General features: G+C 31.1%; 14 protein-coding genes. 5 read left to right on the top strand and 9 right to left on the bottom strand.

All coding sequences use genetic code 11. The features are described from left to right. The first annotated feature begins 15 nt into the window (after positions 1-15). The 5 genes from WHD07_RS07235 to WHD07_RS07215 all read left to right on the top strand — a co-directional run bounded on the left by WHD07_RS07235 (position 16) and on the right by WHD07_RS07215 (position 5,428). Positions 16-1,020, top strand: a complete 1,005-nt coding sequence (locus tag WHD07_RS07235) for a glycoside hydrolase family 113 (protein WP_343330624.1) — start codon at positions 16-18, stop codon at positions 1,018-1,020. A gap of 82 nt (positions 1,021-1,102) precedes the next feature. Continuing rightward, positions 1,103-1,936, top strand: coding sequence for a universal stress protein (locus WHD07_RS07230; protein WP_343330623.1), 834 nt, complete (start codon positions 1,103-1,105; stop codon positions 1,934-1,936). Positions 1,937-1,942: 6 nt separating this feature from the next. Next, the gene (locus WHD07_RS07225; RefSeq protein ID WP_343330622.1) at positions 1,943-3,346 is read left to right on the top strand and encodes a hypothetical protein; all 1,404 of its coding nucleotides are present in this window, start codon (positions 1,943-1,945) and stop codon (positions 3,344-3,346) included. A gap of 50 nt (positions 3,347-3,396) precedes the next feature. After that, positions 3,397-4,626 (top strand): outer membrane protein assembly factor, encoded by a 1,230-nt coding sequence (locus tag WHD07_RS07220; protein WP_343330621.1) that lies wholly within the window; start codon positions 3,397-3,399, stop codon positions 4,624-4,626. A 70-nt stretch (positions 4,627-4,696) separates the two neighbouring features. Further along, positions 4,697-5,428, top strand: a complete 732-nt coding sequence (locus WHD07_RS07215) for a metallophosphoesterase family protein (RefSeq protein ID WP_343330620.1) — start codon at positions 4,697-4,699, stop codon at positions 5,426-5,428. 96 nt (positions 5,429-5,524) lie between these two features. Here the strand turns inward: WHD07_RS07215 and WHD07_RS07210 are convergent, their stop codons facing one another. The 9 genes from WHD07_RS07210 to WHD07_RS07170 form a co-directional block, all read right to left on the bottom strand. Beyond that, on the bottom strand, positions 5,525-7,618 hold the full coding sequence (locus WHD07_RS07210) for a S46 family peptidase (protein WP_343330619.1): 2,094 nt from the start codon (positions 7,616-7,618) through the stop codon (positions 5,525-5,527). A gap of 38 nt (positions 7,619-7,656) precedes the next feature. After that, positions 7,657-8,541, bottom strand: coding sequence for a sterol desaturase family protein (locus tag WHD07_RS07205; RefSeq protein ID WP_343330618.1), 885 nt, complete (start codon positions 8,539-8,541; stop codon positions 7,657-7,659). A 71-nt stretch (positions 8,542-8,612) separates the two neighbouring features. After that, complete coding sequence (locus tag WHD07_RS07200; protein ID WP_343330617.1) at positions 8,613-9,428, bottom strand: purine-nucleoside phosphorylase; 816 nt, start codon at positions 9,426-9,428, stop codon at positions 8,613-8,615. Between the two features lie 90 nt (positions 9,429-9,518). Next, entirely contained in the window at positions 9,519-10,220 is a 702-nt protein-coding gene (locus WHD07_RS07195) for a DM13 domain-containing protein (protein WP_343330616.1), read from the bottom strand. A 6-nt stretch (positions 10,221-10,226) separates the two neighbouring features. After that, positions 10,227-10,838 carry a TIGR04282 family arsenosugar biosynthesis glycosyltransferase gene (locus WHD07_RS07190; protein ID WP_343330615.1) on the bottom strand — a complete coding sequence of 204 codons (612 nt, stop codon included), beginning with the start codon at positions 10,836-10,838 and terminating at the stop codon, positions 10,227-10,229. 141 nt (positions 10,839-10,979) lie between these two features. Further along, positions 10,980-11,465 (bottom strand): rhodanese-like domain-containing protein, encoded by a 486-nt coding sequence (locus tag WHD07_RS07185; RefSeq protein ID WP_343330614.1) that lies wholly within the window; start codon positions 11,463-11,465, stop codon positions 10,980-10,982. 63 nt (positions 11,466-11,528) lie between these two features. Next, entirely contained in the window at positions 11,529-12,356 is an 828-nt protein-coding gene (locus WHD07_RS07180) for a metallophosphoesterase family protein (RefSeq protein ID WP_343330613.1), read from the bottom strand. Continuing rightward, on the bottom strand, positions 12,341-13,675 hold the full coding sequence (locus WHD07_RS07175; RefSeq protein WP_343330612.1) for a sodium:solute symporter: 1,335 nt from the start codon (positions 13,673-13,675) through the stop codon (positions 12,341-12,343). Before WHD07_RS07175 ends, WHD07_RS07180 begins: the two co-directional genes overlap by 16 nt. 6 nt (positions 13,676-13,681) lie before the next feature. Further along, a complete protein-coding gene (locus tag WHD07_RS07170) occupies positions 13,682-15,121 on the bottom strand; it encodes a SusD/RagB family nutrient-binding outer membrane lipoprotein (RefSeq protein ID WP_343330611.1) in 1,440 nt (479 codons plus the stop codon). Position 15,122 lies beyond the last annotated feature (1 nt).

Genomic DNA, 15,122 nt, shown 5'->3' with positions numbered 1-15,122 from the left:
TATTTTAGGGGCTTTATGAAAACATCTAAACTCCTTTTTTTATTGCTGATATTCATACAGTTATCGTGCAATAGTCAACAGAAAAAAATAAACGGATTAAGTTTTGTGGCATCTAGAGATAAAATTGATACCACACATACCAATTCGGTTTTAAAGGCACAAGGCAATTATGTTGCATTGATGCCTTTTGGCTTTATAAGAGATTTATCATCACCAAAAGTACAGCACAATACAAGTAGGCAATGGTTTGGTGAAACCAGAAGTGGTTTATTACAATATGCCAGCGAATTTCAGAAAAATGGTGTAAAAATCATGGTAAAACCTCAAATTTGGGTTGGTCATGGACAATTTACTGGGCATATAGAAATGGATTCTGAAGAAAAATGGGCTGTTTTAGAAAAATCATATTCAGAATTTATACTGGCCTACGCAAAATCTGCCGAACAAATTAATGCAAGCATCCTTTGTATTGGTACAGAATTAGAAAAGTTTGTGATGAACAGACCTCAATATTGGTTAAATCTTATTAAAGAAATCAGAAAAATATATAAAGGAAAATTAACCTATGCTGCAAATTGGGACGAATACAAACGTGTACCTTTTTGGGATACCATAGATTTTATAGGTATTGATGCGTATTTTCCCTTAAGCGATAAAAAATCACCAACTTTAAAGGATTTAGAAAATGGCTGGAAGCCTCATAAAGAAGAAGTTAAAAGTGTTCAAAAAAAATATAACAAACCCGTTTTATTTACAGAATTTGGGTACAGAAGTGTAGATTTTACAGGAAAAGAACCTTGGGATGCCAATAGGGTAGAAGGTAATGTAAATTTACAAGCACAAGTAAATGGTTTACAAGCAATACATAACCAATTTTGGAAAGAAGATTGGTTTGCTGGAGGTTTTGTTTGGAAATGGTTTCATAGACATGATAAAGTTGGTGGAGTAAATGACAATAGATTTACACCTCAAAATAAGCCAGCAGAATTAGTACTTAGAAAGTTATATCAGCAAAAATAGATTTTTAAAAATATGACGAATATCCTATGTAATTCTATATTTAGCCTTTAAATTTGTATTCATAACCTAAAAATTCACCATTATGAAAAATATAATTGTACCAGTAGACTTCTCAATTCACTCTGAATATGCCCTAAAAACAGCTTCGTTATTAGCTAAAAAGCATAATGCTACTTTGTACGCCTTGCACATGTTAGATTTGCAAGATGTATATTTATCAGAAAGTGAAAATTACCAACAAGAACAAGCTATCTTTTTTTTAAAGCTTGCAGAAAAGAAATTTAAAGATTTTTTAAAGAAAGATTATTTAGCAGAGGTAAAAGTGGTACCCATCATCAAACGTTTTAAAGTTTTTAGCGAGGTAAATGTTATTGCGGAAGAAATAAAAGCAGATTTAGTGGTAATAGGTTCTCATGGAGCAACGGGGTTAAAAGATTTCTTTGTAGGATCTAATACAGAAAAGGTTGTAAGATATTCTAAAGCACCGGTTTTGGTGGTTAAAAACGAATTGCTAAACGTTGATTTTGAAGATATTGTAGTGGCTACAGATTTTTCTGAAGAAAGTATTCCTGCTTTTAAAGACTTGTTAAAAGCGTTAGATTTTTTAAATGCACGTAAGCATATTTTATATGTAAACTTGCCTAATGAAGAATTTAAAACAACCTCGGAAATGGCTTTATTGGCCAATAATTTTTTAATGAAGGCAGAAGGGAATGTAGATAGAATGATAAATGTAAATTATGTTTGTGATAGAACGATAGAAAAAGGAATTCTCAATTTTTCGAATGCTGTTGGTGCAGATTTAATTTCTGTAATTACACATGGCAGAAAAGGATTATCTCATATTTTTGCAGGAAGTATTACAGAAGATATCGCAAATCATTCTACCTTGCCAATTATGACTATTAAAATTTAAGAATACATGACCATTAAAAATTTGTTGCTTACCATTTTTATTGCTTTTTGTCTTTTTTCTTGTACACAAGATACAGATATTACCGTACCTAGAAATTTACAAGAATATATAGAGGCCTCATCAAATAATTTAGGAGAAACTTTTGCCTATGCAGCCAGTGCTGATGGTGATGCAAGTACTACTTATATTTATGTAGCGCCAGAAGAAGGAGCAACAGATATTAGATATTATGAAGCAGATAGTTTAAATATAGATGATGTGCTAGATTTTGTTAATTATAGAAGGGAAAACGTAACATTAACAGAGGTTTTTGATGGAAAATTACAACGATTTACCAGAACAGGAGAAGATGAAAACTGGTGTTTGGTTACGTATTTGTTAGATGGAGAATTGTATAAATCGAACCCAATTCGTTTAAAGAATGCAACAAATCCAACAAGTTGGACAGACGAAGTAACGATTAAATTTCCAGAGACATTAAAACCAACATTCACTTGGTCTGATTTTGGTGTTACCGATAATGCCATTTATTTTGAAGCAATTTCTAAAGAAGAAGATGATGCATTTGTTTCTGGCACGTATACTTTAGATGCAACATTTCAATACTTTGATATTTCTAATGTAGAAATTAATATCAACACACCATTAACTCCAGATGATTTAGTAGAAGATACCGAGTATCTTTTTACCATGATGGCAATTAGTGCCGACAATTGGGTAAATACTGTAATCGAAGAAACATTTATTCCAAGAAATTTACAAGAATATTTAGATTTTAATTCAGAAAAAACGTTAGAAAAAGCAACGGCCTTTGCAGCAAGTGCTAGTGAATCTGAAAGTCTTTCATATATATATTATGATCATTTAGTGGGAGCTTCTGATATGCGATATTATGAAACCGATGATTTAGATGTAGATGAAAACGATTTTTCTCAGTATCGAAGAAAAAACTTATCAGACGGAGCTGTTTATGGTGGTGAGCTTAGAAGGTACTCTAGAACAGATACAAAAGAAAGTTGGTGTATTGTTACTTTTGTTGTTGGTGATAAATTATACAAATCTGCTCCTGTAAAAATTAAAATTGTAAACAGACCTACAGAATGGTTAACAGATATTACTATCGATTTTCCGGAAACCTTAAAACCGAAGTTTACTTGGGTAGACGGAAAGTATAAAGAAAGCACCAATTATTTACAGGTCATTACAGATAGTGGAAGTACCTTTTTGTCTGGAACATTTACAGAAGAAAATACATTTCAATATTATATAGATACTAATGTAATTGCTAAAATAAACCTAGAAACTCCGGCAGATTTAATTTTTGATGACGAATATAATGTAACTGTAATGGGGATAAGTGAAGATAATTGGGTAAATTTGGTTATTCAAGAATCTTTTATAGTAGAATAGTGAATTTTAAGAACAGCTTTTTTTTTCTTTTTTTATCCATTTCATCATTGTTGTTCTCACAAGAGAATACAATTGTTGATGTTGAAATTAAAGGAATAAAGAGGATCAATGAATCATTTATTCATAAGCTGATACAAACAAAAAAAGGAATTGTTTTAGATTCTGCATCTATAGAAAAAGACATTATTCTTTTAAAAAGATTACCCGCTGTTAGTCATGCTTATTATAAAGTGGTTCCTGAAACAGAGAATCTTTATAATGTTCGTATATATATCGAAGAAAACTTTACAATTATTCCAGCAGTTAATTTTTGGACTACAACAAATCAGCAGTTTTCTTATAAATTAGGATTGTATGATTATAATTTTTTAGGAAGAAATATCACCTTTGGTGGATTTTATCAAAACAACGGTTTCGATTCTTATGCCATTAATTTTAAGGCCCCAAATTTATTTTCTAGAAAATGGGGTTTAGCATTAAATCATCAAAACTGGAAAAGTGAAGAGCCTTTGTATTTTGGAGAAAAATCGGCAAACTATTTATATAATAATATTTCTTTTGAAGTCTTAGGGTTGTATCAAATCAATTTAAAAAACGAATTAAATTTCGGTGTTAATTTCTTTAATGAAAAATATCAATATTTATCTGGTGATACAGATGCATCAATACCTACAATTCCTATAGATTTAGATAAAGCATTGTTTAAATTGGTCTATAATTATGATGCTTTAGATTATTATTATTATCAATATGTTAGTGGTTTTAAAAGTACATTGTATGCACAATATGTTGCTACCAAAAATAATTATCAGAATAGTTTTTTTATTGCTTGGAATGATTTTTTCTACTATAAAAGAATCGCAGAAAAAGGAAATTGGGCAAACAGATTGCGTTTTGGTTTATCATCAAATCAAAAAACACCATTTGCACCTTTTGCTTTAGATAATAATGTGAATTTACGTGGAGTAGGGATTTTAGTAGATAGAGGTACAGGTAGTTTTGTATGGAATACAGAATATAGACATAGTATTTATGATAAAAAATGGTTAACAATTCAGACCAATGTTTTTACAGATTTTGGTTCTTGGAGAAATCCAGGAGGGCAATTAAATGATTTTTTAAAAAGTGAAAATGTAAGGGTTTATTCTGGTTTGGGTTTGCGTTTTATCAGTAAAAAAATATACAACGCTACTTTTAGAATAGATTATGGTTTTCGGGTTTCTAACAATCCGGGGCAATCTAAAGGAGGTTTGGTTTTTGGTATTGGTCAATATTTTTAATCTAAAATTAATATAACTTTCCTGCATCTTAAAGATAAAGACTTAATTTTGCAAAAAACATAAAATTAAGATGAGAACTTTTGCAATTGGTGATATTCATGGTGGATTAAAAGCGTTAATTCAGGTTTTAAACAAACTAGAATTAAAAGAAGGAGATAAAATTATTTTCATGGGAGACTATGTAGATGGTTGGAGTGAATCTGCTCAGGTTGTTCAGTTTTTAATCAATTTATCAGAAAAATTCAATTGTGTTTTTATCAAAGGAAATCATGATGTTTGGTGTGAAAATTGGTTAAAAGATTCCAACGATGTAAATCCTTCTTGGTTTTTACACGGAGGTAAAGAAACTATAGAGAGTTATGAGGGCTTCTCTGCAGATGAAAAACAACAACATATTCTCTTTTTCGATAATTTACCATTATACCATATAGATACAGAAAATAGATTGTTTTTACATGCTGGTTTTACTTCTATGCATGGAGTAGAAAGAGAGCAATTTGAAGCATTATTTTATTTAGATAGATCTTTGTGGGAAATGTTATTGGCAATGGACAAAAACATAGGGAAAGATTCTATCTTTTATCCTAAAAGAATACAACACTATAAAGAAATTTACATTGGGCATACGCCAACAACCAATTATAATGAGCCTTATCCAATGAATATTGATAATGTTTGGAATGTTGATACAGGTGCTGCTTTTAAAGGAAGAGTTACTGGAATTAATATTGATACAAAAGCATATTTTCAAAGTGATAATTTACCAAGTTTATATCCTAATGAATTAGGTAGAAATAAGTAAGACAACGCTTATTGTTAGTATCTCATAAATATAAATCCCGAAACAATCAACAGATTATTTCGGGATTTAAAACATTGAATTTTTAAATAAAATATTTTATTTACTTTTCTTAGGATGTACTAAGGTCATTTCATCAATTAAGTGAGTTGCACCAGCATATTTATCAACAATAAATAATACATATCTTACATCTACCATAATATTTCTACAAATTTCTGGATCGTAGTTCATATCACTCATGGTTCCTTCCCAAACTCTATCAAAATTTAAACCTATTAAGTTTCCTTCTGCATCTATTGCAGGGCTTCCTGAGTTACCACCTGTGGTGTGATTTGTGCCTAAAAAGCAAACAGGAACTTTACCGTTTTTATCTGCATATTGTCCGTAATTTTTTGTTTTGTATAATTCACGTAATTTTACTGGAACATCAAACTCATAATCACCAGGAATGTATTTTTCTATAACTCCATCTAAATAACTAACAGGATTATAATAGACAGCATCTCTTGGTGAATATCCTCTAACTTGACCATAAGTTACACGTAATGTACTATTTGCATCCGGAAAATAACGTGCATTTGGCAACACTTCCATTAAAGCTTTCATATAGGTTTTTTGTAAAGCTACAATGGGTTCGTTTTTTAGTTGATACTCTTTGTTAATAGCATTGTAAAATGCTTCAATCATTGGTTTTGCATATTGATATGCAGCATCTTTATTTAACTTTTTAAGCACTTTTTTTGCATTGCCATCAAATAAATTTAAAGCAGCATCTAGGTGTGTAAAAGCTGTTTTATCGTAAATATTTGCATCAGCATTTTTATTAAAAAAAGGCATTACGTTTTTAAAGACACCTTTATCTACACCAACATCATAATTTTTATGAATCCCTTTTAAAGTGTTTACAATAGACGCTTTTGCTTTATCAAAAGAGGTTGGGTTTTTAGTAATGGCTTGTTCAAATTGATAGGCTCTAAATGTCATAGACATTAACTCATTTGTAACTAAAAAGACTTCAATAAAATTTCTCCTTTTAATATTTATAGGAGCAAAATCTTTATACAATCTATCAAATTCAGGAAGAATAGTACCATATTTCTCTAGTAAGTTTTTTTCTGCTAAAGCTTTTGTAAATGAAGCTTCAAAGGCTTGCCTTTTTTCAAAAGCATCACTTTTTTTGATACCTAAGTTTTCTCCAATCCATTTTTTCCAAGCATTTGCAATTCTCGCCTGTTTAGATGCATATTTAATACGAATAGCATCACTCGATTTCATTTTAGCATCAATTACCTTTAAAGCAGCTTCTCTAATAGCAATGTTTGTTGGGTTGTATTCTTCTGTAATGTGTTTTATAGCAACAGCAGGTAAGTATTCATTTGTTGTTCCTGGAAAACCAAAAACCATTGTAAAATCTCCTTCTTCTACACCATCTAAAGAAATAGGTAAAAAATGTTTAGGTGTATAAGGGACATTGTCTTTACTGTATTTTGCAGGACGATTATTGGCATCAGCATAAATTCTGAACATCGAAAAATCTCCTGTATGTCTAGGAAAAACCCAATTGTCTGTGTCGCTACCAAATTTACCAATATTTGTTGGAGGTGCACCAACTAAACGAATGTCTTCGAAGCGTTCTGTAACAAATAAAAAGAATTGATTTCCTTGAAAAAATGATTTTACTTTGGTTTGTTGCCAAGCTTCTTTGCTGATAGTTTTTTGTAAAGCATTACTGTTTTTTGTAATGATAGATTGTTTTTCTTTTTCAGTTAAAGAATCATTGATGTCTTTAAGAACCTTATCTGTTACATCTTCTATACGCACAATAAACTCAACATATAAACCTGGGTTTGGTAGTTCTTCTTTTAGGTTCATAGCCCAAAAACCATCTTTTAAATAATCGTTTTCTAAAGTAGAATGAGCTTGAATTTGACCAAAACCACAATGATGATTTGTTAATATTAATCCTTTAGGAGAAATAATTTCACTTGTACAACCTCCATTAAAATGCCCAATAGCATCTTTTAAACTAGAATTGTTAACATCGTAAATGTCTTTAGCACTTAATTTACTTCCTAAAGAAGTCATTTCTTGTTCATTCATTCCTTCTAAAAGCGAGGGAATCCACATACCACCTTGTTGTGCAAAAACTTGTACAGAAAGGAGTAAAAATAGTATTCTTAGATATTTCATATTTATGATTTTAAAAGGGGATAAAAATACAAAAAGGGTTACTTTTTACCTAAAGGATATGCTTCTTGTTCAATAAAGTTTTTCGGAAATTTTTCATCACCCTCAAAACCCAATTCGATGTCTCTACCAGAATACGGAATGTAATTTGTTTTAAAAATATAATCCCAAATACTTAATGTAATTCCGAAGTTTACACCATTTTTTCTGTCTTCTGGCAATTCTTTTACGTGATGCCAAATGTGCATTTTGGGGTTATTTAAAATATATTTTAACCAGCCATAATCCCAATTAATATTTGCGTGGTTTAAATGCCCTATAAAAATGTTAAAAAAGTGAACAAAGGCTACATCTTGTGCAGAAAAACCACCAATAATTGCTAACGGAATGTATTTTAAAGAGTTGTAAACTACAGGCTCCATCCAGTGATAACGCAAGTGTGCGGCAAAGCCCATTTCTTTTACTGAGTGATGTACTTTGTGGAAATTCCAAAGAAATTCAAAAGTATGAAGCAATCTATGTGTCCACCATTGTACAAAATCAACCACAATAAAAAAGATAAAAATACGAGCAAAAAATGGTAGCTTATTAATTTCTAACAATTGAAAATTAGCAATAGATAAACCTACCAAGCCTAAAATGTCATTAAACAATTGGGCTGCCGAATTAGACAACGCAATAAGTACAATTAAATTTAATAAAAAGAAATTAAAAAACATGTAAAACGTGTCTAACCAAAAGTCTTTTCTAAATAAAGATTGATTTTTTCGCCAAGGGAAAATAGCCTCTAAGCCCCAAACAACCAATGAAATAATAATTAATCCGTAGAAATAATTCTCCCAATTCAATTCCATTAAAACGGACTGTTTTACGTAATTCCAATAATCGGAATAAGAGTTTTTTATAATGTCTAGGTATTTGTTCATTTTACTTTATGTTGATGAGAAATCTTCTTCAGGTTTTAAAAACCTGAAGGGTCTGAACTTTATAATTAAGCTTACAACACCTTAATGACCTCTTTAAATAATGCAATCATTTTAGGTTCTGCTTTACCCGCAATGGCAATAATTTCTGAAATATCTACAGGTTGTAAATTTTTTGGGTCACATTCATCCGTTAAAACAGAAATAGCAGCACAAGGTAAGTTTAATTGTTTGGCAACAATAACTTCTGGTACAGTACTCATGCCTACAGCATCGGTTTCTAAAATTTGCAACATTCTATATTCTGCTCTGGTTTCTAGTTGAGGTCCTAAAACACTCGTGTAAACACCCTCGTGTAATAAAATACCTTGTTCTTTGGCAATTGCACTAATTTTAGCGTTCATTTCTTTAGAATAGGGTTCTAACATATCTGCAAAAATATTACCAAAATTATTGGCTCCTTTAAATGCTAAAGGAGAACTTCCTTGTAAATTAATATGATCGTTTATCAGCATTAAATCTCCTTTTTTATAAGTAAGATTAATGGCTCCTGCGGCATTAGAAACTAATAAGTTTTTAATACCTAAACCGTGCATAGTTCTAATTCCGTAGGTAACTTCCCAAGCATTGTAACCTTCATATAAATGAAAACGGCCTGCCATAACCACTACTTTTTTTCCGGATAATTCTCCGTAAATTAATTTACCAGAATGAAACTCTACCGTTGCCACAGGGAAATTTGGAATATCAGAATACGAAATTTCTTTTTCAATTGAAATTTCATCAACTAATTTACCTAATCCTGTTCCTAAAACAATTCCTATTTCTGGATTTGTAACTCCGTTTGATTTTAAAAAATCGATGGTTTCTTGTAATTGTTGTTGCTTCATGTTTATTTTTTTGTCATTACGAAAGAGGTACGAATGAAGTAATCTCACTATTAATCATAAGATTGCTTCGTGTCCTTGCAATAAGGTTTTTTACTGTATGACTAATTTTTGTGTTTTAGATTTTCCATCAATATCAATTTTAACCAGATAAATTCCTTTGTTAAAAGAAGATACATCAATGGTTTTTTCTGATATTTTAGCTTGATGAAATACTTGTTTTCCTAAAACATTAAAAATACGAATTTCAGTAGAATTACCATCAATATTTGAAACCTGAATTTTATCTTTTGTAGGGTTTGGATAAACTTTAATTCTATCAATAGCAAAAGAATCAACATCTAAAACACTACAACTAGAAGTTGTAAAATTATTAAAAGTACCTAAATCCCAAAAGTGATCAAATTGTAAACAGTAAAAGAAAACTTTATCAAATTTTGTGATGTCCTTTCCAGCAGGAATAGCAACGGTAAAGGTTTGTTGACCATTTGATTGTGTCAAACCAATTTCAAAATGATTTAAATTTGAAATTAATGTTGTCGCTAAATCGGCATCAGAAATTCCATTAGATGCTACTAAAAAAGCTCTAACATCTGGTCCGGAAGCAGTATTATAGTTGCTCGCTAAGTTTAAGGTAATGGTGTTGTTTGTGTTTAATATAAGTGAAACATCTCCAGAGATATTATAAGCAGGAGTAGATGGATTGTTTCCAAAACCGCTAAGATACTCATTACATTGAGCGTAGGTTTGTGAAAATATTAAAGCAAAAAATAAAGAAAGTAATGTTGTTTTCATATAAAACTATTTAGGATTAATAAACGTTGACATAATTTCTGGAATATCTAAGATATCCTCATATACATCTATGTCGTTTTTTAGTTCTAATAATTTCACAGATTGCTTCTTTAAATCGTTTAAAGTATCTTGTCTAACGGTTTCTGTACCCCATTTTTTATTTTTAAAAACGGACGAATGCAAAGAATTCATGCCTAAAAGATAATAACCACCATCTATTGCAGGTCCAATTACAACCTCATTTTTATCTAATGCTGTAAATGCTTTTTCTATGTTTTCTGATGATAAATCGTACAAATCACTACCAATAATCATTACTTTTTCATAACCAGCATCAAATCCATTTTTAAACGCATTTAGCATTCTAATACCTAAATCCTCTCCAACTTGTTGGTGTTTTTGAAAAATATTTGCATCCCAGATATCATTTTCTCTAATTTTTACGGAATAATAAACCGCTTTGTCAGAAGAAACTTCTGATGAAACATTTTTGGTTCTTTCTAGTAAGAATTTGTAAATTTCTAAAGCAGTTTCATCTCCAACAGTTTTGGCTAAACGTGTTTTTGCTTTTCCTAATTCAGGATTTCTAGTAAAGATTAATAATAGGTTTTTATTCATTTTTTTTAATTTTGTCATTCCGAAATGAGGAACGATTGAGGAGTCTTTGAATTGAAAATAGATTTCTCCTATTGTCGAAATGATATTTGTGCTTTTTAATTGAGTTGGTATTGAATACTTCAACTGCTTACTGTCACTCTTTTAATAAACTTTTTCTCCTCTTTTCAACCATTTACCCCATTCTTTATTAAAAGCGTGGACTCTTTCTGTCGTATTACCCAAGGTATCCATTACTTTAAAATTGTTGTTTTTCCACTCGAAAATTCCACCGTATAGATTAAAAACATTGGTGTAACCTTCTTTAATCAATTTGTCTGCAACAATTTCAGAACGAATTCCAAGAGAGCAATACACTACAATTTTAGCATTCTTATCTGTTGGTAATTTCTCTAAAGTTTCATTGATATTAAAATCATCGAAACCAACAAGAATTGCATTTTTTAAATGACTAACGTTATATTCTTGTTCTTCTCTAGCATCCAATAAAATAGCTTTTGTTGCTGTTAAAGTATCTACAGAAATGTATGGAACATTATTTTTGTTGAATTTATTCAGTAATTTATCTAGTTTCTTTTGTGCAGAAACGGTAGAAGATATCAGTAAAAAAAGGATGCATATTTTCTTCATTTAAGTTTGTTTTTTTTAATTTTCACAGAAGTCGATCAAACACTTCAAGTTAATATTCCACTTTTATAATTGAATTCCGAAGCCTTGTAAACCACTTTCTATAGGTGGTAAAATTTCGGTATTATCCCAGATTCCTGTAATAATGGTTCTAGAATATTCTTCGGGTAGTAAACCGTTTTGCATTAATTTACTGGTTAATTTATAATTGTAATCTAACGTGTAATGTGTAAAGTTAAAGTTTTCTTTAGAATCATCTAAAATAGCATACCAAACAGATGGAGTTCCGTTATTTGCTGGCATTCCTATAACTCCAGGATTTAACCAAAGTTGTTCTTTTTCTTGTTGATAAAAAGGCAATCCACAATGGCCAGCAACAATTACATCGCTATTTGTCGCTTCAAAATTTGGTTGTTTTATTGCCCAATCTGTAGACTTAAAAATAAATTCTGACACATTAAAATAAGAACCATGTACTACAGTTACTTGCTGTTTAGCATATTCAAAACGGATATTATTAGGTAATGTTTTTAGAAAATCTAAAGAGTTTTCAGACAATTTACTTTGTGCATACGGATACCAAAGTTGAGAAAAACCATCGCAACGAGAACCTTCTCTAAAATCGCAACCACAGTCTTCTGCATTTTCTCTTAACTGAATTTCTACATTACCAACAATGCTTTTTGCGCCCCACAATTTAAATAATTGTACGGTTTCTTCTGGTTGTGCACAGTAACCCACAATATCTCCAGTACAAAAACAATTTTCTGGACTGATATTTTCTTTTTCGGCAATTTGTTTTAAAGTTTCTAAAGCTTGTAAATTGCTGTAAACTCCACCAAAAAGTAAAGTTTTACCTGATATTTTACCTAAATCGGCTATTTTTTGATCCATGTTGGTATAAAGTATAAAATGATACAACTTAAAATTCCCCAAATATTTACCCACAATAAAGAGGCGTATTTTCCTTCTGTAAAGATGAATGCTTCTGGGAAAATATCAAAAATGAGAAAAAATCCGAAAACTAATCCGCAGAAAACACTTAAATAGAAACTGATTCTTGGCACTTTTACTTTCCAAAATATAAAAATAGGAGTGAGGCCAATAACCATGGTTCCAGAGATTGTAGTTGCCGATAAAATTTCAGCATTTAAAAACACCGGAATTGTTCCTAATACAGCAACGATAATCATGGTAATTCTTCCGAAGGAAACCGTTTTTTTGATGTTTAAATCAATAGCGATTAGCTTAGAAAAAGACGAGAATGTAGAATCTAGAGTAGAGGCTGCAGAGGTTATCATAATAAAGTTAATGACTAATAAAATAACCACTCCAAACGCTTTACCAACTTCTACAGCTGCTTGTCCAGACATTCCCTTTGTTTGCGCATACACACCAATTAAACTGAATAACACGATACAAATTGCGCCTAAACCACTTGCCCATAAAAAGCTTTTCCTTGTTACTTTTGGGGATGAAATAAAACCTCTGTCGGTTAAAACAGGATCGTGAAAAGGGTAACTAAAAGATTGTATAATTGCAGCAAAAAAGAGGTTTAATCCGAGTTCGAAACTCCAAGTTCCTGAACTAACAATTTGTGCAGTAGAAAAATCATCCGTAGTAAAAATTGTTCCTAAAATAATGAGCAATAAAACAGAAAATAATACCATTTGTATGACGTCTGTAAAAATAGAACTACTCAATCCGCCTTTTAAGGCGTAGGATAATGTTAGTAAAGTAAAAACGATAATTGCCCAATAATAACCGCTAGTTCCTTGCGCTCCAAAGTAACTACCAATAACCATGGTGTTGCTCCAAACTTCATTAAAAAGACGAAAAGCAATCAATACCGAAAAGATTGCCATGGCGTTTTTACCAAACTTAGTTGTTAAAAAATGATGAATACTTTTAAAATTTCCTTTGGTTCTTAATTGATAAATAATAATACCTGCAACGGCAAATGATAGGTAATAACCAGCGTACGCTACACCACCAACCAACCCAAAAGACAAACCTAAATTTGCTGCATTGGTAATGCTTTTCGCAAAAATCCAAGAGATAATTAAGCTCCCGGTTAATACCAAAGTATTGGGCGCTTTCTTTTTGTGTACAGCTTTAAAAAACTGATCTGTGGTTTTTGCGAGCGGCGATAAAAAGTACAAGGTTACACTTGAACAAATTATTAAAACCCATTGCCAATTAATTACATCCATATTTTTCTATTCGTTCCACCAAACTTTTACGTCTAGACTGTTTCCGTTTGTTGCTGTTTCTGCTACTTTATAATTCTCTATATTTAAGGATGCTGCTTCCGCAGGATACGGCATTCTAACAGGAATTACACCGTTATTTAAACTTGCAGATATTGATTTTAAAGCAGGAAAACCTGTTCTTCTATATTCTACCCAACCTTCATATCCGTTAATAAGAGAAGCGATCCATTTTTGAGTGATAATTTGTTCTAAATGTGATTTTCCTACAGTATTGTAATTCGCATTTAGAGTTAAATACGTTGCAGGTAAATTGGTGTTCCAATATTCAAAAGCTTGTGTAACGGCAGTATTGTATAATGTTTCTGCATTTGCTGTAATAAAGCCTTTTTGGGCAGCTTCTGCTAACAAGAAATTCGTTTCCCAAGCGGTCATGAAATTAGCATCTAATGTAGAGGTGTCTTCTCTAAAAATGGTTCCTGCTAAAGAATAATCAGACAAAGCAACTGATGTTGATGATGCGTCAATTCCGTTTAATAAACCATTAAATTCATTAGAAGTAGCATTAGAAAAAGGTCTGAAAAAGGTTTCAAATCTAGAGTCATTTAAATCAGACAGAATTTCATCCATAGTTTCAGAAAGTACAAAATTATTAAAATCACCAACTCTTAATTGTGCCAATCTAAAACTGTTTGGTTCTGAGTTTGTAAAATCGAAAACTGCATTTTCGCTATTATTTTTAATGTAATTACCTTCTGTAAAAATCGTTTGTAATTGAGCAGCAACATCTACTTTACCAGAAATACGCACTAAATATTTAATTTTTAAAGAGTTTGCAAATTGTATCCATGAGTCTAAATTTCCATTATATAAAATATCGCCCTCTAAAGGAATAGAACCAGCATAGGCATTTATAGCAGCAATTCCTTTGTCTAGATTATCTAAAATTCCGTTTTCATTTTGATAAATGTCTTCTTGTAAATCATATTTAGGAGTAACCGTTCCTTCAATTCCGTTAAAGGCTTCAAAGTAGGGAACATCACCAAATAAATCTGTTAAACCAGCAGCCATATAGGCTTTTAAAATTAACGCAGGACCTTCATAAACTGCAAAAGCAGGTGTTTCTTGAGCTTGCTTTAAGATGATTTCATTATCACGCAAATTTGTGTAAAATATTGGCCAAGGATTTCCGCCCAATTGCGGACTTTTTAAATCGTGTCTGTCAAATAAATTAAAATCTAAAGCGGTTCTGTGTTGTGCTAATAAATCTCCAGCAACAAAACCTTCATAACTCATATTTTCGCCAAAGTCGTAAATAACTTGTCTTAACAACAAACTTGGTTGCACAGCAACAGGTGCGTTTGGGTTGGTATTTAAATCTTCAAAACCATTGGTGCAACTTGTAGCTATAAAAACAAAAATTGCAATTGTATATATAATTTTTTTCATT

The sequence above is a fragment of the Polaribacter staleyi genome (assembly GCF_038024045.1).
GTDB classification, from domain to species: Bacteria; Bacteroidota; Bacteroidia; order Flavobacteriales; family Flavobacteriaceae; genus Polaribacter; species Polaribacter butkevichii.
Note: the sequence above shows the minus strand (reverse complement) of the source record. Positions and strands in the feature narration are given on the sequence as shown.

Coding starts and splice junctions, on each gene's coding strand:
- WHD07_RS07225 (WP_343330622.1), top strand. CDS start 1,943: ATGACCATTAAAAATTTGTTGCTTACCATTTTTATTGCTTTTTGTCTT.
- WHD07_RS07210 (WP_343330619.1), bottom strand. CDS start 7,618: ATGAAATATCTAAGAATACTATTTTTACTCCTTTCTGTACAAGTTTTT.
- WHD07_RS07190 (WP_343330615.1), bottom strand. CDS start 10,838: ATGAATAAAAACCTATTATTAATCTTTACTAGAAATCCTGAATTAGGA.
- WHD07_RS07230 (WP_343330623.1), top strand. CDS start 1,103: ATGAAAAATATAATTGTACCAGTAGACTTCTCAATTCACTCTGAATAT.
- WHD07_RS07200 (WP_343330617.1), bottom strand. CDS start 9,428: ATGAAGCAACAACAATTACAAGAAACCATCGATTTTTTAAAATCAAAC.
- WHD07_RS07235 (WP_343330624.1), top strand. CDS start 16: ATGAAAACATCTAAACTCCTTTTTTTATTGCTGATATTCATACAGTTA.
- WHD07_RS07175 (WP_343330612.1), bottom strand. CDS start 13,675: ATGGATGTAATTAATTGGCAATGGGTTTTAATAATTTGTTCAAGTGTA.
- WHD07_RS07180 (WP_343330613.1), bottom strand. CDS start 12,356: ATGGATCAAAAAATAGCCGATTTAGGTAAAATATCAGGTAAAACTTTA.
- WHD07_RS07195 (WP_343330616.1), bottom strand. CDS start 10,220: ATGAAAACAACATTACTTTCTTTATTTTTTGCTTTAATATTTTCACAA.
- WHD07_RS07215 (WP_343330620.1), top strand. CDS start 4,697: ATGAGAACTTTTGCAATTGGTGATATTCATGGTGGATTAAAAGCGTTA.
- WHD07_RS07185 (WP_343330614.1), bottom strand. CDS start 11,465: ATGAAGAAAATATGCATCCTTTTTTTACTGATATCTTCTACCGTTTCT.
- WHD07_RS07170 (WP_343330611.1), bottom strand. CDS start 15,121: ATGAAAAAAATTATATATACAATTGCAATTTTTGTTTTTATAGCTACA.
- WHD07_RS07205 (WP_343330618.1), bottom strand. CDS start 8,541: ATGAACAAATACCTAGACATTATAAAAAACTCTTATTCCGATTATTGG.